17 protein-coding genes and 3 tRNA genes are annotated in these 21,775 nt (G+C 64.3%); 7 read left to right on the forward strand and 13 right to left on the reverse strand.

Going from position 1 to position 21,775, the window contains the following annotated elements:
* Window positions 1-59 precede the first annotated feature (59 nt).
* Window positions 60-1,403: a dicarboxylate/amino acid:cation symporter gene (locus P12x_RS23735; protein WP_435007459.1), complete on the forward strand. Its 1,344-nt coding sequence runs from the start codon at window positions 60-62 to the stop codon at window positions 1,401-1,403.
* Between the two features lie 11 nt (window positions 1,404-1,414).
* Here the strand turns inward: P12x_RS23735 and P12x_RS23740 are convergent.
* A tRNA-Glu gene (locus P12x_RS23740) sits at window positions 1,415-1,489 on the reverse strand.
* Between the two features lie 153 nt (window positions 1,490-1,642).
* Between P12x_RS23740 and P12x_RS23745 the strand changes: the two genes are divergently transcribed.
* Window positions 1,643-2,203, forward strand: a complete 561-nt coding sequence (locus P12x_RS23745; protein WP_435011719.1) for a DJ-1/PfpI family protein — start codon at window positions 1,643-1,645, stop codon at window positions 2,201-2,203.
* Between the two features lie 38 nt (window positions 2,204-2,241).
* Here P12x_RS23745 and csrA read toward each other — a convergent pair whose 3' ends face one another.
* The 4 genes from csrA to P12x_RS23765 all read right to left on the reverse strand — a co-directional run bounded on the left by csrA (window position 2,242) and on the right by P12x_RS23765 (window position 3,816).
* Window positions 2,242-2,466 (reverse strand): carbon storage regulator CsrA, encoded by a 225-nt coding sequence (gene csrA, locus P12x_RS23750; protein WP_435007460.1) that lies wholly within the window; start codon window positions 2,464-2,466, stop codon window positions 2,242-2,244.
* 216 nt (window positions 2,467-2,682) lie between these two features.
* Window positions 2,683-3,423, reverse strand: a complete 741-nt coding sequence (locus P12x_RS23755; protein ID WP_435007462.1) for an RNA polymerase sigma factor — start codon at window positions 3,421-3,423, stop codon at window positions 2,683-2,685.
* 207 nt (window positions 3,424-3,630) lie between these two features.
* A tRNA-Arg gene (locus tag P12x_RS23760) sits at window positions 3,631-3,703 on the reverse strand.
* 39 nt (window positions 3,704-3,742) lie between these two features.
* A tRNA-Arg gene (locus P12x_RS23765) sits at window positions 3,743-3,816 on the reverse strand.
* A 306-nt stretch (window positions 3,817-4,122) separates the two neighbouring features.
* Here P12x_RS23765 and P12x_RS23770 point away from each other — a divergent pair.
* From P12x_RS23770 to P12x_RS23790, 5 genes are all read left to right on the forward strand, one after another.
* Window positions 4,123-8,154 carry a serine/threonine-protein kinase gene (locus P12x_RS23770; protein WP_435007463.1) on the forward strand — a complete coding sequence of 1,344 codons (4,032 nt, stop codon included), beginning with the start codon at window positions 4,123-4,125 and terminating at the stop codon, window positions 8,152-8,154.
* A gap of 103 nt (window positions 8,155-8,257) precedes the next feature.
* A complete protein-coding gene (locus P12x_RS23775) occupies window positions 8,258-8,824 on the forward strand; it encodes an elongation factor P (protein WP_435007464.1) in 567 nt (188 codons plus the stop codon).
* An 11-nt stretch (window positions 8,825-8,835) separates the two neighbouring features.
* Window positions 8,836-9,324: a cupin domain-containing protein gene (locus P12x_RS23780; RefSeq protein ID WP_435007466.1), complete on the forward strand. Its 489-nt coding sequence runs from the start codon at window positions 8,836-8,838 to the stop codon at window positions 9,322-9,324.
* A gap of 132 nt (window positions 9,325-9,456) precedes the next feature.
* Window positions 9,457-9,993 (forward strand): RNA polymerase sigma factor, encoded by a 537-nt coding sequence (locus P12x_RS23785; RefSeq protein WP_435007468.1) that lies wholly within the window; start codon window positions 9,457-9,459, stop codon window positions 9,991-9,993.
* A 16-nt stretch (window positions 9,994-10,009) separates the two neighbouring features.
* Window positions 10,010-12,661, forward strand: a complete 2,652-nt coding sequence (locus P12x_RS23790; RefSeq protein ID WP_435007469.1) for a YfbK domain-containing protein — start codon at window positions 10,010-10,012, stop codon at window positions 12,659-12,661.
* A 92-nt stretch (window positions 12,662-12,753) separates the two neighbouring features.
* Here the strand turns inward: P12x_RS23790 and P12x_RS23795 are convergent, their stop codons facing one another.
* The 8 genes from P12x_RS23795 to P12x_RS23830 all read right to left on the reverse strand — a co-directional run bounded on the left by P12x_RS23795 (window position 12,754) and on the right by P12x_RS23830 (window position 21,659).
* Window positions 12,754-14,034, reverse strand: coding sequence for a glutamate-5-semialdehyde dehydrogenase (locus P12x_RS23795; RefSeq protein WP_435007470.1), 1,281 nt, complete (start codon window positions 14,032-14,034; stop codon window positions 12,754-12,756).
* Between the two features lie 62 nt (window positions 14,035-14,096).
* Entirely contained in the window at window positions 14,097-14,963 is an 867-nt protein-coding gene (locus tag P12x_RS23800) for a DUF3472 domain-containing protein (RefSeq protein WP_435007472.1), read from the reverse strand.
* 51 nt (window positions 14,964-15,014) lie between these two features.
* Complete coding sequence (gene folP / locus P12x_RS23805; RefSeq protein WP_435007473.1) at window positions 15,015-15,848, reverse strand: dihydropteroate synthase; 834 nt, start codon at window positions 15,846-15,848, stop codon at window positions 15,015-15,017.
* A gap of 238 nt (window positions 15,849-16,086) precedes the next feature.
* A complete protein-coding gene (gene lptE, locus P12x_RS23810; protein WP_435007474.1) occupies window positions 16,087-16,614 on the reverse strand; it encodes an LPS assembly lipoprotein LptE in 528 nt (175 codons plus the stop codon).
* A gap of 69 nt (window positions 16,615-16,683) precedes the next feature.
* Window positions 16,684-17,997: an outer membrane protein assembly factor BamD gene (gene bamD / locus P12x_RS23815; protein WP_435007475.1), complete on the reverse strand. Its 1,314-nt coding sequence runs from the start codon at window positions 17,995-17,997 to the stop codon at window positions 16,684-16,686.
* 3 nt (window positions 17,998-18,000) lie between these two features.
* A complete protein-coding gene (recO, locus tag P12x_RS23820; RefSeq protein ID WP_435007476.1) occupies window positions 18,001-18,747 on the reverse strand; it encodes a DNA repair protein RecO in 747 nt (248 codons plus the stop codon).
* Window positions 18,748-19,406: 659 nt separating this feature from the next.
* Window positions 19,407-20,657 (reverse strand): PQQ-binding-like beta-propeller repeat protein, encoded by a 1,251-nt coding sequence (locus P12x_RS23825; RefSeq protein ID WP_435007477.1) that lies wholly within the window; start codon window positions 20,655-20,657, stop codon window positions 19,407-19,409.
* Between the two features lie 192 nt (window positions 20,658-20,849).
* Window positions 20,850-21,659 (reverse strand): hypothetical protein, encoded by an 810-nt coding sequence (locus P12x_RS23830; RefSeq protein ID WP_435007478.1) that lies wholly within the window; start codon window positions 21,657-21,659, stop codon window positions 20,850-20,852.
* Window positions 21,660-21,775 lie beyond the last annotated feature (116 nt).

Consider the following 21,775-nt stretch of genomic DNA (forward strand, 5'->3'; position numbering starts at 1 on the left):
CCTCGACCGACCTCATGATGCCTCCTCCAGTTCTTATCCCGATGGAAAGGGTGCATTCGATGAAACCAGGGCCGCGAGCCCGCTTCCCGATGGTCGCGCGGATCGTCCTGGGGATCGTGCTGGGGATCGGAGTCGGGGAGTGGTTCGGACCGAGGGCGGAACCTCTCGCCCAGATGGGGACGATCATCCTGGACATGATCAAGGGGCTCGCCGGTCCCTTGCTCTTGTTCGCGATCCTCGACGCGTTCCTCCGGACGAGCGTCCCGGGACGCGGGGCCCGATTGATGGTGGGGATCTCGTTGATCAATGCGACGATCGCGATCGTCATCGGGCTGACGCTCTCCCATGTATTTCAGCCCGGTCGGTCGTTCGACCTCTCGGGCTCGACCGCATCCTCAACCGCCCAGACCGAGTTCCGGTCGATGAGCAAGTATGTTGCCCCGGACCGGACGATCGATTTCTTCAAGGATCTGATCGGCCTGCTGCCGACTTCGATCCTTCGGCCGATCGTCGAGAACTCGATCCTGTCCATGGTGATCCTGGCAGTTCTCGGAGGGGTGGCCCTCCGCAAGGTCAAGCTGGAGCAACTCGCCAGGGGAGAATCGGGGTTCCGGCCCCTGGAGGACTCGATCTCGACCATCTACCGGTCGATCGAGGTGATCCTCTCCTGGGTGATCGCACTGGTCCCACTCGCCGTATTCGGCGTGGTCGCGCGGACCGTCGGCCTCCACGGCTTCCGGTCGTTCGGGGCCGTCATACCATATGTCGGGGTCGGGGTCCTGGGGCTCTTGATCCAGATTCTTGTGGTCTACCAGGGATGGCTGGTCCTGGTGGCGCGGATTCCGCTCCGCCGGTTCTGGGTCGGTGCTCGCGAGGCGATCGTCACCGCGATCGGGACGGGGAGCAGTTTGGCCACGCTGCCGGTGACTCTTCGATCGCTCGATCGGATGGGCGTTTCGCCCCAGTCGGCGAGGATGGCGGCGTGCGTGGGCACGAACCTGAATAATGACGGGATCTTACTCTACGAAGCGATGGCCGTGCTTTTCGTGGCCCAGGCCATCGGGGTCGAAATGAGCCTGGGACAGCAGCTGCTGGCCGCGGCGTCCTGCGTGGTCGCCGGGATCGGAATCTCGGGCGTCCCCGACGCCGGCCTGATCTCGCTCCTGATCGTCTTGAAGACCGTGAAGCTGCCCGAGGCCGAGGTCGCCGCCGTGATCCCGTTCCTGCTGGCGGTGGACTGGGTCCTCGGGCGGTGCCGGTCGACGACTAACGTCATCAGCGACATGTTGGTCGCGGTACTGCTCGACAAACTCGAGCCGGCGATGGAGCCGATGGCGAGTCAAAAAGACGACGAGCCATCGTTCGTCGTCCGAGAGCAAGGAGACTCATCATCGAGTCACTAAGGCGAAAGAAATGACCCCGACGGGATTTGAACCCGTGTTGCATGCGTGAAAGGCATGTGTCCTGGACCAGGCTAGACGACGGGGCCGTGTCGTTCGAGCAGGCTTACTGTAAAGGGTGTTGTCTTGAACGTCAAGACTCCTGTGCTGAAGGTTTACACTGCGGGGAGAAGTCTTGCGATCCTCCTTTCGAGTCGTTAGGTTACGATCCACAGAACGATGGTCGAACTCCTCGGAGGCGAATCGCGATGAGAATCCTGATCCTGACCGGCGACGCCGGCGAGTCCCAGGAAATCTTCTACGCCAAGTACCGCCTGGAGGAGGAGGGGTGGCAGGTTGACATCGCGGCCCCCGAGAAGCGGCGATTCCTCTCGGTCATCCACGACTTCGAACCGGGCTTCGACACCTACACGGAGAAGCCAGGCTACCTCGTCCAGGCCGATTATGGCCTCGATGAGGTCGACCCACAGGCCTACGACGCCCTCGTTCTCCCGGGAGGCAGGGCACCCGAGTATCTTCGAAACCGACCGAAGGCCGTCGAGATCACTCGTCATTTCGTCGAGACGGGCAAGCCGATCGCGGCCAATTGCCACGGTCCGCTCCTGGTCATCGCCGCATCCGGTGCCCGCGGAAAAACGATGACCGGCTATCCCGAACTCGAACCGGACATTCGAGCCTCGGGAGCCGATTATGTGAATCGCGAGGTCGTTGTCGACGGCTCCCTGGTCTCCGTCCGAGGCTGGCCGGACAATGGCCCCTGGATGCGCGAATTCGTGAAAATCCTCAAAGCGAAGGCGCACTAACTCGCGACAAGGCAAGTTTCACGCGACCGGAATCGACCTCAAGAAACCCCATTTTCCGGGGCGGGGACGATCGCCTGGGGCGTTTCACCGTGATCCTTCAACTGGCTCTGGATCGCTTCGTAAACCTCTCTACGATGGACGGTGACGTCCTTCGGGGCATCGATCCCGAGCCGAACCTTGTCGCCTCGGATCTCGACCACCGTGACCCGAATATGGTCATTGATGATGATCGACTCATCTTTCTTCCGCGAGAGTACTAGCATCGTCGCTCCTCAATGAGGCCGAGCACTCCGGTGTAGTGAGCTGATGACCTTGGTCCACCCGGGCCGAGCGCGTTCGATGAGCGCATCGTCTCCGTGCAATCAGAGGACATCATACAAATGTAGCGCGAGCGGGAGCCCGGTCAAGGGTCATTCCGCGAAATAATCCCGTTCAACCGGAATGGTTTATCGCGAGGGTCGACGATTTTCTCACCCCGATCAATCTTGATCGGCCTGCAAGTAGCGTCGGTAGAGGTAGCCAAGCCCCAGCGCCTGGATCTCGTCCTCGATGTCGTCATCGGTCGAGGGATGGATCGTCTCGCGAAGCTCCTGGATGAGGAGTTCGAAGAACTTATTGCGGGCCCGCTGGAGTGTCTTGCGGAACGATTCGGGAGTGATCGTCGTCCCGACCTGCTCGGAAAGCTTCCGAGCGATCGTCTCGATCGACTCCTTGGGGTAATCTCTTCGGAGATTCAGGACGGTCGCGTACCGATTCTTCGTCGTTTGAGATTCGTACGTCTCCAGTCGGGTCAAGGCCCGCTTGAGCACGGCCTCTCGCCAGACCTGATCGTAATCGGCGTCCGGCTCGCTCGGGTCGAGGAGGTCGCCGGGGGGCAGGGCCTGGAGCTTCCGTCCCCGGAAATGGTCGATGATCAATCGATGGAGGACCGTCCTGAGATAGTCGCGGAAGCGTCCCTTGTTATGATCCGCGCCGGCGAGTTTGTGGGTGAGCAGCTTGGTCCAGAATTCCTGGAAAACCTCATCGGCGAGATTGGGATCCCGGAGCTTCAGGCGGAGGTAACGATGGACCGCATCATGATAACGCCCGATCAACTCTCCCATGGCCGCCTGGCCTTCGGGGCCGGGGATGTGAGCGGTCCGGATCGTGGTCCAGCTGGTCTCCACCTCGGTGAGGTGAGCGCCCGCTCCGGGGAGGATCGGCATGTCGGATGTGCTCATGGGTCGGACACGCCCGAGGCGATGCTCCTATATCCGGCCGTTGGTCTCGGCAATCGCACAGGGACTTGACTGCGACTGAAGCGGTCCCGTTTCACGTGGAACGACCGGACGATGCTCCTCGATCGGCCTTCCAAGCTCGAACGACCCTGAGTTCTCCGGGGGCTCGAAGGATCCATCGATCCCGCGAACGTTCGACTCTTCAGAAACTACGCCCGGCAGGATTCGAACCTGCGACCGACGGTTTAGAAAACCGTTGCTCTATCCGCTGAGCTACAGGCGCCACGGATGGGGTCGGTCATGAAGATCTCTCGATCCAGGATGCGCCCGGCAGGATTCGAACCTGCGGCCTACGGTTTAGGAAACCGTCGCTCTATCCACCTGAGCTACGGGCGCGAAGTCCAACTTGATCTGATTTTGATCGGAGTGTCTCCTCCTGTCAACGCCCGACCCGGGGCGGGGCCTTCCGATCGGTCTCGCACCGGCCGGGGCACAAGGCCGAAGGGGACGGTAGGATCGGTCGAAATCCGCGAATTCGAGAAGATCCGAGGTTCCTCAGTTGATCGACCGGGGTCGGCTTGGGACAATTGAGCAGGTGTGGGTCCGTGTTAAGGAGCGGGAGCGCGGCATCCGGGTTCCTCACGCCCGGAGATCGCGGGGCCTAGTGGATCGCACCGAGCCTCACCCGGGGAATGAACCCGTATGTCCCAGGCCGAACCGAGCCCGGACCCGAAGCCTTCGGTTCGGCTTGGAAGCTACCTGCTGACCAAACAGCTCGGCTCCGGCGGCATGAGCAACGTCTTCCGCGCCGTCCACGAGGAGTCGGGGAGCGTCGTCGCGGTCAAGGTCCTGCCGCGGAACCTGGCCAAGAACCTGACGCTCCTCCAGCGATTCATCCGCGAGGCCAAGAGCGCCGAGGCCCTGGACCATCCGAACATCGCGGCGATCTATGACCGCGGATTCGACCAGGGTCGACATTACCTAGTCCTCGAATATGTGGAAGGGCGCGACCTCCACGATCGGGTCCGGATCAATGGCCCGATGGATCCGGCCGAGGGGATCCGGCTCGTCCGCGAGGTGGCGGGAGGGCTCCGATACGCCTCGAGCAAGGGGATGATCCACCGGGACGTGAAGCCCGCCAACCTCCTGATGACTCCCGAAGGACACGCCAAGATCATCGACCTCGGGCTGGCCCTCCAGACCTCCGACGAGGATGAGCGAGTCACCCGAGACGGGACCACCGTCGGGACCGTCGACTACATGGCCCCGGAGCAGGCCCGGGACAGCCGACAGACCAGCGTGAGGAGCGACATCTATTCGCTCGGCTGCACCTTCTATTATCTGCTAACCGGATCGCAACCTTATCCCGGCGGAGGCCTGGCCGACAAGTTGGCCCGGCATTACAAGGCCCCGATCCCCGACGTCCGGACACTTCGTCCGGAAATCTCCGAGTCGCTCTCGCTCCTGATCCGTCGGATGATGGAGAAGAAACCCGAGCTTCGCTTCGTCGATTACGACCAGCTGATTCTCGCCCTGGATTCCGTCTCCGACGCGTCGAGGTCGAACCCGGGACCGAGCCAGGTCCTCGACGCCTTGATCGTGGATGACGAGGACGAGGAACCGGTCGAAGGGCAGGGGGCCTCCGGATCGTCGGATGCTCCAGGTTCGCTCGTCGGGAATCCTTCTCCGTCTCGCGACTATCTCATGGCCGAGATCCTCGATGACGACGACGAGGACGAATCCCCGGAGTCGGCACCGGGCGGGCACCGGTCGCTCGGGCTGATCGGCGGCGGCCAATCCTCATCGACCACGGAGATTTCGCTGGCGGACCTGGCTGCGATCGAGTCCGAAGGCGAGATCTCGGACCGACGACAGGGACGAAGGCCGGTCGTGCCGACTCCGGTCGGCCCGATGGGCGGCGATGGCCCGGTCCTGGGAGGCATCCTCGAAGACGACGAGCCGGGCGATTGGGACTCGGCGGGATTTCAGCGGTCGAGTGGCCCGGAACTCTCATTGCAGACCTGGATCGCCGCGGGAGTCCTCGTCGGGCTTTTCATCGCCGTCCTGGGGTTTGGCGTCTCGATGGCGATCTCGTACCTCAAGCCCCTACCTCCCGAGGTCGTGAATCGGCCCGAGCCTCCGGCCTCGACGGAGGAGACCCCGGAGGAAACGCCTCGGACGGCCGCACCGGGCGAGCATCAAGCCGAACCGATCCGGACAACACAGCCGCCGGATCGGTCGAAGGTCGAGCCGACATTGCCCCCGAAACCGGTCGTCGTCGAAATCCCGAATCCACCCGTCGTCGAGCGCGAATATCCCCAGGAATGGATGGCTAGATTCGGTCCTCCGTCTGCTCCCCCGGAACCCCCGACCTCGGGTCGCCCTCGGATCCTCGTCCGGCGATTGATCGAGGATGGTAACGAGCTACAGTTCTCCTCGATCGCGACCGCCTTCAGCCGTCCCGAGGAAGTCATCGAACTCGCCGGTCGAGGCCCGTTCTTCGAGGACAATTGCCAGGTGGCCGGCCAGTCGCGGCTGATTCGAGCCCAGCCAGGGATCCGATCGATCATCAAGATCGAGGCGGCTACGTCCAGCCTCGTGAAGGATCAGCCGGCCAAGTTCGTCCTTGGGACACCCAAAATCGAACGCTTGATCCTGGAGGGGATAGATTTCGCGGTCGACCTGGCCGATCTGACCGATCAGCAGACCTCCCTGTTTCTCTGCCGAGGGGCCGAACTGACGCTCCGGGACTGCTCGATCACGCTGCTCAACGCGTCGGCCCCGAGGACCGCTCCCTTCTCGATCTTCCGGGTCGAGGATGGGGCTTCCGCGAATCGGATTGTCCTGGAGAAGTCCACGATCCGAGGACCGGTACACACCCTCTTCGATATCGCCGCGACTCGGGCCGAGATCGTTCTCAATCGCTCGATGGTGATCGGAGAGGTCGGCCCCTTGATCGCGATTCAGGCCGTCGAGGCGCCGGACCGTCAGATTTCCATCTACCGGAGTGTACTGGCGAGCCGAGGTCCCATCTTCGAATTCACGGGCGAGGCGACTCCCATCGGCATTCGCTGCCTCGGTTCGACCATCGCCCGAGTGAGGGGGGGGACGGTTCCGGGAATCTGGAACGCCAAGCTCGAATTGCCAGGCGAGCCGGAGTCGTTGATTTCATGGTCGGGCGAGGACAATACGTTCGTCGGATGGCCCGCCTGGCTGACCTCGGGGCCGGTCGGAACGATCCGATTGACCGGGGTCCCGGAGGTCCGAAGCACCTGGGAGGGATCGGACGCATCGAGCCGGGAAATTTCGGACCCCTGGCCGGCCAGCCTAGCCCGAGCCGATGTGGCACCGGAGGACTTGATCCCCTATCTCCCGAATCGTCGGGCGACCCTGGCGACATTCGCGGTCCCGAACCCGAGGTTGGCCGATGTCGCGTTCGGGCAGATCCCTTTGCTAGATGCCCCCAATCTCTCCAAGACGATGATCCCGCCCGTGCAGCCTGCCCCTTCGCCTCCCGGAGTCTCCGTAAACCAGACAGCCCCCAAGAACCCGACGGGACCGACCCCCAAGATTGCGCCCCGGGAAGCGTCGAGCCTGGTGGAGCAATCCTTCGATGTCCTGGATCCTCGATGGGGAGGGGACCTCGGGCGGTTCCTCGGCGAGACGATCGGGCCGGGGACGACCCGGGCCACGATCGAGGTCAGGGGAGGGGGGGTCCACTTTAGCTCGCCGATCCGCTTGCCTGACGGGCTTTCGATTGCAATCCTCGGGAATTCTCCGGAGGGTTCGACGAGGCCGTTCCCGACCTTCGTCCCCAAACCCGAGGCGACGGGGAGGACCATGATCGAGCTCCGGGGGGGCGATCTCGCCCTGGCCAACCTGGGATTCTCGGCCGAAGGCGGAGCCCGACCCAAACATTGGGTCCGCGTGGAAGATGGCCTCCTGGCGATCCGACATTGCCGACTTCGGGATCCCGGCGGTCCCGCCGACGCGGTCGGGGCCCTGGTCGATTTCGTCTCGACCGGGACCGCTCCCCTCAGCCCCCGGATGGGACCGTTCGACGCGATGACGGACTTGCCCACGGCCCGACTCGCGAACTGCCTGATCTGGACGGGAGACAAGGCCATCGAGGCCGAAGTCGGAAGGGGAACGGTCTCCCTTCAAAACTGCCTGATCATCGCGGGCAGGACAGCGATCGAACTCGTCCCGGGTGGGGTCGCCCGCGATCGATTCGAGGCCGACCTCGTCATGGAACGATGCACGATCGCCTCCGATCAGACCGGGATCCTCGTCGGGCACTGGCAAGGCGATCCCCACGGACCGGACCGACCCTGGATGATCTCGACTCGATCCTGCGTCTATCCCAGGACGAACGGCGGCGGGGCAGGCGGGCTACTCCAGACCGATCCCTACTCCATGGCCCGAGGGGTCGTCTTCTGGCAGTCCTATCAGGACACCCTCGAAGTCACCCGATTCCTGTCCCCGACGGGCCCGCCGCTCCTCAACCCTCCGACGGCCGACATCAAGAAGGGTTGGGTGGACATCTGGGGTCCCTTGCATACCCGGAACGTCCGAGGCCCGGACCCTCGCAAGAACGATCCGGTCATCCGCTACAAGGAGAAGGAGCGACCCAGGATGGGCAAGGCCAGCCCGGAATCGCTCGAACTAGATCCCAAGGGCCCGAAGGATCTTGGGGTAAACTTCAAGCTCCTGCCCTCGATGCCGAAGGACTGAACGTCGAAATCGCGACCGAGACATCGAAACGAAGCCGGTCGATCGGTTAGGATGATGCCCCCGATTGACCGGTCCAGATACTCATCGAGGATGACGCGCCGTGGTGCCCGCCAAGGATTTCAAACGTCGGATGGTCGTCGAGATCGACGGCGCCCCGCACATGATCGAGCATATTCAGGTCCAGAGCCCTTCGGCCCGGGGGGCGGCCACCCTCTACAAGGTGAAGGCACGGAACCTCAAGACCCGGAACCGAGTGGAGAAGTCGTACAAGGGGACCGAAGGGCTGAACGAGTCGAGCTTCGAGCGTCGGCCGGTCCAGTTCCTCTACCGCGACCCCGACGGCTACCACTTCATGGACTCGGCCGACTTCAACCAGTTCTCGCTCAGGCCCGAGGACGTGGAAGACTTCGCCCCGTTCATGACCGAGAACATGGAAGGGGTCGACGCACTCGTGGTTGACGAGGAGGTCATCGGGATCGAGATCCCCGAGACCGTGGAGCTGGACATCACCGAGACCGCACCGGGAGTCCGGGGGAACTCGGCCACGGGACGGACCAAGCCGGCCACGCTCTCGACCGGGCACGTGATCCAAGTGCCCGAGCACCTCGAATCGGGCGTCAAGGTCCGCGTGAACACCGAGACCGGCGACTACCTGGGACGTGCCAACTGAGGAGGATTCCGATGACCGAGCGACCCGGCGAACATTCCCCGATCGCCCACCGGCTCGAACCCGGTGGCGGGCTCGCGCTCTGGGTCCTCGGCTCGATCTACACCTTCAAGGCTCGTGGTCGAGACACGGCCGGGGCCTACGCGATCGTCGAGGCAACCGTCTTCGAGGGGCAGGGGCCTCCTCCCCACATCCACCATGCCGAGGACGAATGCTTCTTCGTCCTCGAAGGGAACTTCTCGTTCCAGTACGAGGATCAGTCCATCGAGGGGGGCCCGGGGACTTTCCTCCGGGTCCCTCGGGGGGTCCTTCACACCTTCCGGAACGCGGGACACGCTCCGGGTCGCGTCCTCCTGACCGTGGCCCCGGCGGGTCTCGATGAGTTCTGGGAAAAGGTGGGGCACCCCGTCTCCGACCCGGCCCAGCCCCCGCCCGATGATCCCGAAGAGATGGAGCGAATCCTCGAACTCGCTCCGCAATATCACCTGGAACTCCGGCCGTAAGTCGTCTCTCCGGATTGCCTTGCTCGCGTAGGCCCAATCCATTCTCGGGAAAAATCGGGCTATTCCCCAAGAAGGGCGATGCTCGCCCGTCATCAAGATGAACGCGACACGATCCCCCGGCGAGCAGGCCGCATGACGGGAACGCCCATCCACATCGACCCCGCCTGGATTCGCTCCGCCGTCGAGCGATTCGAAGGCCCGTTAACCCTCTACGCCGCCAGGCTCCTCGGCGACGCCGAGTCGGCGCGCGACGTGGTCCAGGACTCATTCCTCCGCCTCTGCTCGCAAGATCGATCCCAGATCGAGCCGAGGTTGGCGGAATGGCTCTTCACGGTCTGTCGAAATCGGGCGCTCGACGTCCTGAGGAAGGAGAGTCGGATGACCCAATTGAGCGAGGAACAGGTCCAGATCCGGACCAGCCCCGACCCCGGACCTACCGAGGTCGTCGAGCGTCGCGAGTCGACCGCCCGCGTGATGCACCTTCTCGACACCCTCCCCACCGGCCAGCGCGAGGTGATCCGCCTGAAGTTTCAGAACGGCTTCTCCTACCAGGAGATCAGCCGGATCAGCGGGTATAGCGTCGGCAACGTCGGCTATCTGATCCACGTCGGACTGAAGACCATTCGCGGACAACTCGCCGACGCCCCCCCGGCCAAGGCCCAAGCCTGAACAGAGGAGGCCGACCATGCCTAACGCGCCCGACGACCCCCGCCTGACCGCCTTCGCCCTCGGCGAGCTGGATGAAATCGACCGGCCCGAGGTGGAAGCCCTCATCGAAAACGATCCCGAATCCCGAGCCCTCGTCGAGGAAATCCGAGCGACCGCCCGGCTCCTCTCCGAGACCCTGCAAGCCGAGAATGGTCCGCGTCTCGCCCCCGAACATCACCGGGCGATCGAAACATGCCTGACGGCCGAGCCCTTGCCGGACCCGAAACCCCAGCCTCGATGGATCGGTTACGCGATCGCCGCCTCCTTGCTCGGGCTCTCGGCCAGCCTGACCCTCCCCTGGCTCCTCATGGGTGGGAAGCCAAGGACCGAACTTGCCATGTCGACCGAGCCGCGGGCGACCTTCGAAACGGATAACATCCAGGCCTCCAACGCCGGCCCCAGGGGCTGGGACCCCGCCACCTCGAAATCGAACGATCTTGGAGGGAAGTTGTTCTCGAAGGTAAGGCCCCAGGCCACGCTCTCGCCAAGTACTCCAGACTCTGCCTCGATGCCCGATTCGCTCAGCGACCTGAGGGCGGGCGGCGATCGGTATGCGCGCAAGGAGCGAGGTCGTTCCCCTCAGCCCTCCTTCGACTCCAACGTTCGAAGCCGACGCGATCAACCCGAACCACCCCCTCATGCTCCAGTTCCAGCTCTCGGTCTTGAAATGAAGCCGAACTCGTTGGGTTATCCTGGCCAGGCCGGTGCGGTCGCTCCCGCCGATCAACCTCCGTTCGGATACGGGGGAGTGCAAGCGGGGCAAGCACATTTCGGGGGACTGGGACAGGGACAGGGCGTGGGGCAAGGACAAGCACAGGGGCAAGGACAAGCACAGTCACGATCCTACGGCTTTGCCATGTCCGGTCAGAAGCCGGGTCAGCCAAACCCCTCCAAGCCGGTCCCGCAGGCTGCACCCTCACCGAATCCTATTCTCGCTGAGAACCTCGGTCGATCCATGAGTCGGGCTCCACTTTCCGGCGCTGTCAACGGACCACCAAACGCCGTGGTGCCCTCCGCGGCCCGAGAACTCGAAGCGGCCCGGAAAGAAGTGACGCCCGATAGCCTTGCTAGCGTCGATCTCAAGAAGCAAGAGGTCCGCCGCGAAAAACTGATGGCAGGCGTAGCCGCGATACCGGAATCTCGCGACAAGGCCAAGGACCTCAACGATCTGGCGGCGAACCGGCAGGAAGTGCAGGAGCAGGAAGCCAAGGCTCAGGGGGATGTTTTCGCCGCGATCTCGGACAACCCGTTCCTTTCCGTCGCCGAGAACCTGCTCTCGACCTTCTCTATCGACGTGGATACCGCCTCCTATGCGAACGTCCGACGCTACCTGAACCAGAACACCAGCCCTCCCCCCGACGCGGTCCGGATCGAGGAACTGGTCAACTACTTCCCGTATGCCTACCCGGCCCCTCGGGGCGACGAGCCGTTCTCGGTGAGTTGCGAGGTCGCTCGGGCCCCGTGGGATGCCGAGCATCGGCTGGTCCGGATCGGCCTGAAAGGGCGGGAGCTCGATTCCAAGCAACGGCCTCCCAGCAACCTGGTCTTCCTGATCGACGTGTCCGGGTCGATGAACGACATCGACAAGCTCCCGCTCCTGAAGGCCGGGATGAAACTCCTGGTCGATCAACTCGGGGAGAACGACCGGGTGGCGATCGCGGTCTACGCCAACCGCGAGGGCCTGGTCCTCGACTCGACCCGGGCTGATCAGAAGGCCGAGATCCTCTCGTCCCTGGAACAGCTCCAGGCCGGCGGCTCGACCAACGGAGGGCAGGGGATCCAGCTCGCCTACGACGTGGCCGTCCGGAACTTCATCCCGGGGGGGACGAACCGGGTGATCCTGGCCACCGATGGGGACTTCAACGTTGGGGTCACCCAGGGCCCCGCGCTCGACAACCTGATCGTGGAAAAGCGGCAGACGGGCGTCTTCCTGAGCGTCCTGGGTTTCGGCCAGGGGAACGTGAAGCACGACAAGCTCGAAGGCCTGGCCGACAAGGGTAACGGGCAATACTCGTTCATCGACTCGATCAGCGAGGCCCGCAAGGTCCTGGTCGAGGAGATGGGCGGGACGCTCGTGACCATCGCCAAGGACGTGAAGATCCAGGTCGAGTTCGACCCCGAGAAGGCCTCGGCCTACCGACTGATCGGCTACGAGAACCGGCTGCTCCAGGCCCAGGACTTCGAGGACGACAAGAAAGATGCCGGAGAGATCGGGGCGGGGCATTGCGTCACCGCCCTCTACGAGGTCGTCCCGCCGGGGCAGGGGGGCGATCTGGCCCAGAACCAGAAGCTCCAGGCTTCGAAGCTCGCCCAGCAGGCCGCCAAGGGGAACTCCACCCTCCTGAACGTGAAGCTCCGGTACAAGGCCCCGGATGGCGAGGTCAGCAAACTCCTCACCACCCCGGCCCTGGATGAAGGGCTCGATTTTGCCGCAGCCTCGACCGACTTCCGATTCGCCTCCTCGGTCGCGGGATTCGGGATGCTGCTGAGGAATTCTCCCTACAAGGGAACCCTCACCTGGGATGGCCTGCTCGAAGTCGCGTCCGGGGCGCTCGGTCCCGACCGAGGGGGATACCGGAAGGAATTTCTGGAGCTGGCCCGCAAGGCCCGCGAGATCGCCAATCGTTGACCTTCGATCAGACTCTGGCGGAAACGCCGAAGGGCGTCGGACCTCATCCTGAGATCGGACGCCCTTCGGTCGTTTCACGTGAAACCAGCCACTTATTCGCGAATCTGACCTTCGCCGTAGACGATCCATTTGGTGCTGGTCAGCTCCCGGAGGCCGCAGGGGCCTCGGGCGTGGTACTTGTCGGTGCTGATCCCGATCTCGGCCCCGAGTCCAAGCTGGCCACCGTCGTTGAACCGGGTGCTGGCGTTGACGACGACGGCCGAGGAATCAACCTCGGCCACGAAGCGTCGGGCCGCGATGAGGTTCGTGGTGAGGATCGCCTCGGTGTGGCCCGACCCATGCCTCGTGATGTGGGCAATCGCCTGGTCGATGGAGTCGACCACCCCCACGGCCAGGATCAGGTCGAGATACTCGGTGTCCCAGTCCGACGGCTCGGCGGCCACGATTGCCGGGAGTACTTCGCGAGTGGCGGGATCGCCCCGGAGTTCGACCCCCCTGGCTCCCAGGGCGTCGGCCACCATCGGCAGGAACCTCGCGGCGACCTCGCGATGGACCAGCAAGGTCTCGGCCGCGTTGCAGACTCCGGGTCGGTGGGCTTTCGAGTTCACCACCACTTTCACGGCCATCGCTAGGTCGGCCTCGGCGTCGACGTAGACGTGGCAGTTCCCGTCGTAATGCTTCAAGACGGGCATTTTCGCCTCGGCGACCACCCGACGAATCAGGCTTTCGCCGCCCCGGGGGATCGCCAGGTCAATCCGGTCGGGCATGCCCAGCAGGTGCCCCACCGCCGCCCGGTCGGTCGTCTCGATCAACTGGACCGAGTCCCTGGGCAAGCCGTTCGGCTCCAGCTCATCGGCCAGGACCCGATGGAGCGCCCGGTTCGAGTGGATGGCCTCCTTGCCCCCTCGGAGGATCGCCGCGTTCCCGCTCTTGACGCAAAGCGATGCCGCGTCGACCGTCACGTTGGGACGACTCTCGAAGATCATGAAGATGACCCCGAGCGGGACGCGGACCTGGCTGACGTCCAGACCGTTGGGCCGTTTGCTGGAAGTGATCAACTCGCCGATCGGGTCGGGCAGGGCGGCGACCGCCTCCAGGCTGGAGGCGACCCCTTCCAGCCGCTTCGGGTCGAGCCGCAGGCGATCCACCGCCGCCGCATTCAGCCCCAGACCAGGCGCAGCCTCGACATCCCGCGCATTGGCTTCCAGGATCTCGGCCGATCGTGACCGGATCGCCGCCGCCGACTTCCTCAGCCACCCATCCTTCGCCGAACCCGGTGCCAGCGCCAATTGCCTCGACGCGATCTTGGCACGATCGGCCATTGCTCGGCATTCGGCCAGCAGGGGATCGGCAATTTCGACTGCGATATTCATGGCCGGGCCTTCTGATCCACGGATAGTCTTGAAGCGGGTCAACTCGGCAACTTGGTCAATCATCAATCCTGACGGGGGAGAGGGAGATCTTCGGGAAGGCTGACTGGGCCTTCGGACCCCAGCTTGATGATCTCGCGGAGTTTCGCTCCCTCGTTCCGGGTCTCGCCCCCGGTGGCGAGGAAGAACCGGCCGTCCTCGATTCCTGCGTCGATGTTGGTGACCGGATTGGCGTCGGCGGTGAATCGGGCCTGGGTGAGGGGCTGGAGCTTCCCTTCGCGATCGCGGACTACCCCCTTCCCGAATCGAGCCCGTCGGACCTGGGTGGCCGAGACTCGATTCCGGCGGAAGTCTTCGAGGAACGAGTAGTACCCGCCGAGATCCTTCCCGCCGGTCACGGTCGAGAAGGTGACCAAAAGCTTCCAGCGACCTTGCTCGGGCTCGAAGAAGTAGCCCGAGTACTCGGTCCGCTGCCCTTTGACTTTCGAGGCCACCATGAGCCGGTAAGTCTTGCCGACTTCCCAGGGATAGTCGTAAAAGGCCTGACCGCCGGTCCCCTCGCCGCCAAACCGGCCGATCCGCATCTTCTCGTCCTTCTCGACAAGCTTGGTTCGCCGGTCTTCCACGACGGCCTTGGGGTCATTTTGCTCGGAATCCCAGACCGAGAAGAGGAGAAGCTTCTTGCCGTCGGCCAGCTCCTGGAGGCCGAAATACCCCTTGTTCCAGCCGCAGGCCATGACGAAGGTCCCGGGGGCAGATTGGAGGACTTCGACTTCGGTGGAGAATGCGACTCCCTCGGGGGCCGGATAGCCGAGGTGGACCGATCGGCAGGCGATTCCTTCGAGCTTCTCGTCGGCCCTCGACGGGGCAGGCCCCCAGCAAAGGATCACGATTGCCATGGAGTAGGACAGAATTCGGATGGTCGGCTTCATCGGCGGAGATTTCCTCGGAGAGACGCGGCTTTTATCAATGACCCTCGAAGCTCAGACACCACGCTGAGCCGCCCAGACCCGGAGGGCGTCGACGGTCGTCCCGACGTCGTGGACCCGGACGATCCCGGCGCCCCCCGCGACCGCGGCGAGGGCCGAGGCCGCCGAGGCCACGGCTCGATCATTCCGAGGGCGGCCGGTGATCTGTCCCAGGAATCCCTTCCGAGACGTGCCGACCAGCAGGGCACAACCGATCCGGGCGAACGCTTCCAGGTTCCGGAGCAGTTCGAGGTTGTGTTCGAAGGTCTTGCCGAACCCGATCCCCGGGTCGATCGCGATCCGTTCTCGGGCGATCCCGAGGGCCTCGGCCCGATCGACCCGCCGTTCGAGGTCCTCGACCACCTCGCGAACCACGTCGTCGTAATGGGGGTCGTCCTGCATGGTCTGGGGGGTGCCTTGCATGTGCATCAGGACGACCGCGGCCTGCGAGCCGGCCACGACCTCGGCCAGTTCGGGATCGTCGAGCCCTCGGATGTCGTTGATGATCACCGCGCCGGCGTCGAGCGCCCGTCGGGCCACCTCGGGCTTGGCGGTGTCGATCGAGATCGGGACCGAGAAGCGACTTGCGATCGCTTCCACGACCGGTATCACCCGGGCGAGTTCCTCCTCGACCGGGACGACCTCGGCACCCGGCCGGCTCGACTCGCCTCCGATATCCAGGATGTCGGCCCCCTCGGCCACTAGCCGCTCGGCCGTTCGGATCGCATCATCCAGGGTGGCCGACTGCCCCCCATCGGAGAAGCTGTCGGGGGTGACGTTGAGGATTCCCATCACGCGGACTCCGGAGGAATCGGCGAGTATCAGGCCTCGACCCGTCCAGAGTGTCATGGAAGCCTCCGGCCTTGGGGGTGGCCATTGGGTTCGTTTCGCCCGAAGGACTGCATCCGGCTCCCAAGCCGTCCGGATGTGAGCAAAAACGAACCCAAGCTCGGCCTCTCGATCGCTGGAAAAAACGAACCCAACGGACCCACTCTCGCCCTCTTGGGCGAGCGTAGATCGATCGGGTTCATTATCGCGAGGACGAGGGCTACTTAACAGTGCTTCTGTCCGCCGAGACCCGACCGGCTTACCAGGGTTCTTCCATCATGTTGACAATCTGGGTGGCCAACCTCTCGGAGGTCCGGTAGAAGGCGGCTTGCGAGGTCTCGCCGATTTCGGGGTAGAAGTTGAACGTCTCGGCGATCACGGCGGGGTTGGGGTTTTCCTTCCTCTCGGCCTTGTTGTCGGTCCAGGTGACCACGACGATCATTGTGGAGGTCAACTGGCGCGGGAGGTTGAACGGGTTCTCGACGATCACGTTCTTGTCGGAGAAGTTGACCGTCCCGTCGAGCGTCGAGTCGGCGTCCTCGGGTCGACCGACGACCTTGTAGGGGGTCCGTCGTTCGATCTCCTTGATGACCAGTTCGGTGAGCTGGAGGTTCACGTCGCGTCGGAACGTGATCGACTTGAAGATCGGGACGTAGACGGTCTTGATCCGGGTGTCGTAGGGGGGCCGGATGCTGTAGCCGGTCATCCCGCAGCCGGGCGACATCGCGGCGAGGCAGAGGCTCAGGACCAGGCCGATCGCCCGGGATCGCGGGTGGACGCTTCTCATGAACCCAACCTCCTTGTCGGACCTCGCCGAGCGACCGTGACCATGCGGGGCAAAGGACCTCGCCCCGGATCAGTACGGCGACCCCGTACCGCCGCCGCCGAGGCCTCCGATCCCGCTGCCGCTGGACCCCGCACCGCCGGCCGCGTTGTTCATGCTGTTGGGGTCGGGGGCACCGGGCTGGGTCATGATCCGGCTGGGGACGCTGGCCTTGCGGGGGGCCTTGGCGATCTTGGCCATCTCGACCTTGGCCTGCCCGGCCCACTTGCTCTTGGGCCATCGGGCCATCACCAGGCCGAACTGGTACTCGGCCGAGATCGGCTTCATCGCCCGGACGTAATACATGCCGGTGGTGAATTCGTGCTCGGCGGCGGCATCGTTGATCAGGTCGAGGGTATGGTAGAGGCCGTCGCCGTTACTGGCCAGGCGCTCGGGAAACTCGGCCATGGAGCGCTGGACCGTCTCCCGGGCGGAGTCGAGCGTGCTCAGGTCGTATTCGGGGCCGATGTAGCCCTTCATCTTGGCGTCGATGCTGGAGAGCTGGGCCCGCTCGCGGAGTGGGCTCTTGGGGTGCTCGGTCAAGAGCTGATCGTAATAGACGGAAGCGGTCTCGAAATCACCCGCGGTGTGATAGTGGTCGGCGGTCCGGAGCGCGGCGTCGTCGGCCAGGGGGCCTGTCGGGTCGTGGAGACGGACGTGATCGAGCGCCTTGATGGCGTAGCTGCTGACATCGACCATCGGGAGTCGGCCGTCGAGCCGGGCCTTCCAGGGCAGGGGCTTGGCCTTGGGATCCTCCGACGAGAGCCAGAACTGGGCGATCTGGAATTCTCGCTGGACCAGTTCGTCGACGTAATCGGTGCCGGGGTATTTCTTGATCAGGATCTCGAAGTTGTCGTGGGCCTTCACGTACAACTGCCTGCGGAACTGGGTCTCGGCCAGGTAATATTGCGCCTTCTCCCCCCAGGGGCCGCCCTTCTTGATCTCGCGGTTGGCCATCTTCTGGAGGAGCGGCTCGGCCTGGGCGTAGTTCCCGGCGTCGAAGAGTTTCTTGGCGACGGCGAACTCGGCCTCGGCTTGCGGGTCGGGCGCGGCCTTGGTCTTCTCCCAGCCGTGCTGCCCCAGGAAGACCGAATTCGAGGCCATCGAGCCCGAGGCAAAAGGAGTCTTGTCGCGGGTCAGCCACCGCGACATCAGATTCCCGTCCTTCGAGTCGGAATCGGCGGAGTAGGAAGACGGGGCGACCCGGCTCGCGATCCAGTCGGCGATCACCCCGGCCTCGGACCCGCCGCCGGTCGCGGCCAGGATGGCGGCAATCGACAGTCCGCGACGCACCGCCCGGAGCAGGTCGCGGCTTCGGCGTCGGAGGTTCGAGGGGGACATGGGCATCGTTCAGGCTCCGAGATAGGGCAGGAGTCGGGGGCGTCGGCCGATCGAGTGGCTGATGACCGCACCCAGGGTCGCTCGGATCGTGGCCAGGGCATGCGGGGTCAGGTCGAGCTCCCGCCAGGAGGGGCCGGGGGCCGCCAGGGCCCGGATCGCCGCGAGGGTCGCCCCCGAGAGGGTCGCCACGTGCGGCTGGCCGGGTCGGCAGTCGGGGCAGAGCACTCCTCCGGTCGCCAGGCCGAACGCGAACGCCTCGCCCGTCGCGATGACCGGGGCCCCGCAATGGGCACAGTCATCCAGGGCCGGCATCAGGCCCAGCTCGCGGAGGCAGGCCAGCTCGAACCGGAACACACGCCTGGGCCTCGATCCCGGGTCGCCCAGATGCCGGAGCGTCACCAGAGCCGCGTCGAAGAGCCGAGGGTGAGGATCGTGGAAGTCGGTCAGGTCCGACAGCAGCTCGGCGATGTAATAGCCGGCATACAGGGCCGCCAGGTCGCGGCGAAGGGGCTCAAAGCGTTCGACGGGCACGGCCTCGATGATCAGGTCGAGCGCCTCGGACGCCTTGTGCAGCAGCACGATATCGGAAACGCCCAGGAGGTCAAGCCCACCCTGCATCGGCGACTTGAGTCGACGGGCCCCCTTGGCCAGCCCCGAGGCCTTCCCTAGCTCGCGCGTGAACAGGGTCGCGACGGTGCTGGTCTCGAAGACGTCCGAGGCCCGGACGACCAGGGCGAGCGATCGGACCGAGGGCATGAGGCGACTCCTCCTGAGGGATCGGTGCCGGGCTCTCTGGCCGTCTCGGGCCGATTTTCGACCGGACTGATTTCCCGGACTGGTCCGACCGATCCCTTGAACTGTCCGACAGGGGCCGGGATCCCTCCTCGATCGGGAAAGGTCCCGGAATTCCGAGAATCGACGATCCTTCGGGCCCCGACCGACGTATTCCCTCTGGCGGCATCCCGTTCAATCCCTCGGGGAGTAACGGGTTGCCTCAGCCGACGAGTAGCCTACACTACTCTTATCGGGATCTCGAAGTCGATCGCGGCCCCGCACCTCTTCCAGCGCCGTCAGGTTAGATCCTGATTGAAGGGAGGACGAGTAATGACCGGATTCGGGGCCATCACCAAGCTGGTCGACCGATGCGTAGATGGTGTCGTCACGGACTTCGTCCGTGGCCTTCGCCTGATTCTCGCCTCCGACCGCCCCAAGCCCTGTCCCATCCCCATTCGCGATGAAGCCGACGGGCGTCGTCGGCGATAGCCGATAACTGTTCCAGTCAGATCCTACTCGGGTGATTGAGCTTCCAATCAGCAAGCCCCGTCGGCCCGGACCTCAAAACCCGATCGATTCGGGTCCTGGTCCTGACCGACGGGGCTCGCTCGTTTCTCGGGATTCCGGTCAGACTCGGGGGCTTACTTGGGCTCAGTTTCCTCGACCGGGGTCGGGTTCGCGAGCGGGGTCACCGGGACTGAGATGTCATACCCTTCGGGCGGGATATATCCGAACGGTTTGGCGTTGGGATCGCGGAGGGGCAGGGGCTCGACCTGATTCATCTCGCGGAGGCAGATGATCAGCCCGTGAGAGGTCCCGAAGTAGAGTCGATCGTCGAAACGATTGGTCACCCCCAGGGAGTATTCTCGAAGATCGATCCCCGCCCGGCCTAGCGTCATCGCCGGGTCGTAGATCATCTTGCCGGTCTTCCGATCCACGACCATGAGGTCGTCGTCGTGAGATTCGAGATAGATCTTGGTGCCACTCACCGAGATGAATCGGCCACCCAGGGTCGAAATTGTCCAGCGGGACAGGCCGTTGCTGATGTCGACCGAGGTCAACATCCCATCCTTGTTGACGACGAAAATATCGTCACCGGCCACGATCGGTTCCTGTTCGACTGGGGCACCCGTGGCGAAGTTCCAGAGTCCGACGCCGGTGAACAGGTCGATCGCGAACAGGCTATTGTCGGTCGAGGTGGCCAGGAGAGTTCGCGTCCCGTGAGAGGCCAGAGGCGCGACGACCGGGGCCCCGGTGGCGAATCGCCAGAAGAGCTTGGATCGCTCGGTCCGGGACAGGTAGATCTTCTTGTCCTCGCTGGCGAAGGCGACGACCGGCCCGGCGATGATCGGACGCGACGAAACCTTGGCGTTGGTCTGGATGTTCCAGGCGATCTTGCCATCCTTGGCGTCGAACACTTCGAGCTTGCCGTCCGCGGTGCCGAGCATCACGTAATCGTCATTGGCGGTCGGTGCGCTCGACGCGTTATCGGTGAGGTTTTGCGACCAAACCTGTCGCCCGGTCGCTCGATCGAGCGCGTAGAGCTGATTGGAATTGCTGACGAAGACCATAGTCGAGTTGACCGCGACACCCTGGGCCCGGACCGTCACCCGTCCGAGGTGGGTCGTCCAGAGGAGTTGGCCGGATTCGGCGTTATAGGCGTAGAAATTCGCGGAGTTGGTCTGCGCGAAGAGCATCCCGGCATCGATGCTGAGCTGGGTCAGCTTTTCCGGGCCGAGCAGGGGGACCACGCCGACCCATTTGAGGTCGAGATTCACGCGGGCCAGTTCCGGGCGAGTCGGGATGACATCGTTGCCGTAGCGGACCTGGGCTTGGGCCGTGCCGATCGCCAGCGTCAGGGCGAGGCAGGCGAGTATCAGTCGACGAGGCATGCGTCCCTCTTTATCTCGATGGGAGACGGGTCCGAGGTTCGGGACGATATCGGTCGTCTCGGGCCAAGTCCAGGCTCGGCCCGACGCCCACGACCCTCAGGACGCGGTGGGGTTCTCGCGCGAAGTGAGATTCATTGATCTTTGCCGACGACTGGAGCTTCGTCAAGTTGGGGGGATGAGGGATCTTCGGGGTTACTCCCAGAATCTCTCATTATTCAGGTCGACCGGCCCGCCTTCGACCTCGGGTTCCTCTTCCAGGGTCGAGAGATCGTCGACGGGGGGCGGGGGGGATTCGATCAGGGCTGCGGCCAGGCATTTCGGGCAGGCGTCGGCCAGCCCCTTGTAAGGCTCGGCGCATCGAGGGCAGAGGCCGGCGCTTCGCCTCAGGGTCGGCAGCGAGGCCCGGAGGCTGGCCCCTTCGGTTGTCGTCCCGAAACGATCGGCGACCCTGGAGGCCAGTTCGACCACGTCGGGCCGGACAGTCCCGGTCCGGAGCCGCTTCTGAATCAGGACCATCAACCACTTTACCAGGGAATGATCCAGTTCCCGGAGCGGATCGCCCTGGAGGATCCGCGCCAGCTCGTCGCGGAAGGCCATCGCGCCGTCGGGATCGTTGGCGCCTCGAGCGGAATCGATCCGACCGCGAAGATCCTCGACCGCCTCCCCACGCGCCCTTTCGAGGTCTTCCGTGAGGGAAGCGATCCAGGGGGCGTCGGGATGGTCGAACTGCAACTCGCGGATCAGGAGATCGGCCCGATCCCAGTCCCGGTCTCCGATCGCCCGTCGAGCCTCCTCGACCTCGTTGGGACGACCCGGGGGCACGCCGGGGAGGGGTCCGATCGAGGGGGATCGCTCCAGGACCAGGGCGATCCGCTCCAGGAGGGGCAGGGCCCTCGACTCGATCAGGTATGCGGCCCGCTCCGACGCTTCGGCCTGTCGGGCCAGGACCTCGATCAGCCGGCCGAGTTCGCGGTCGCCCGGCGCGTTTTCGTGGTCACTCATGGTGGTTGGTACTGGGTCCGGCCGGAGGGGCGATTTCCTAGATTATGCCGGTCGAGCCCCGAGGTTTCCACCGGATCGGACCTTTTCGAAACGCCAGGAGCCGTTGGCGAGGATCT

It is taken from the genome of Tundrisphaera lichenicola (assembly GCF_051175385.1).
GTDB classification, from domain to species: domain Bacteria; phylum Planctomycetota; class Planctomycetia; order Isosphaerales; family Isosphaeraceae; genus Tundrisphaera; species Tundrisphaera lichenicola.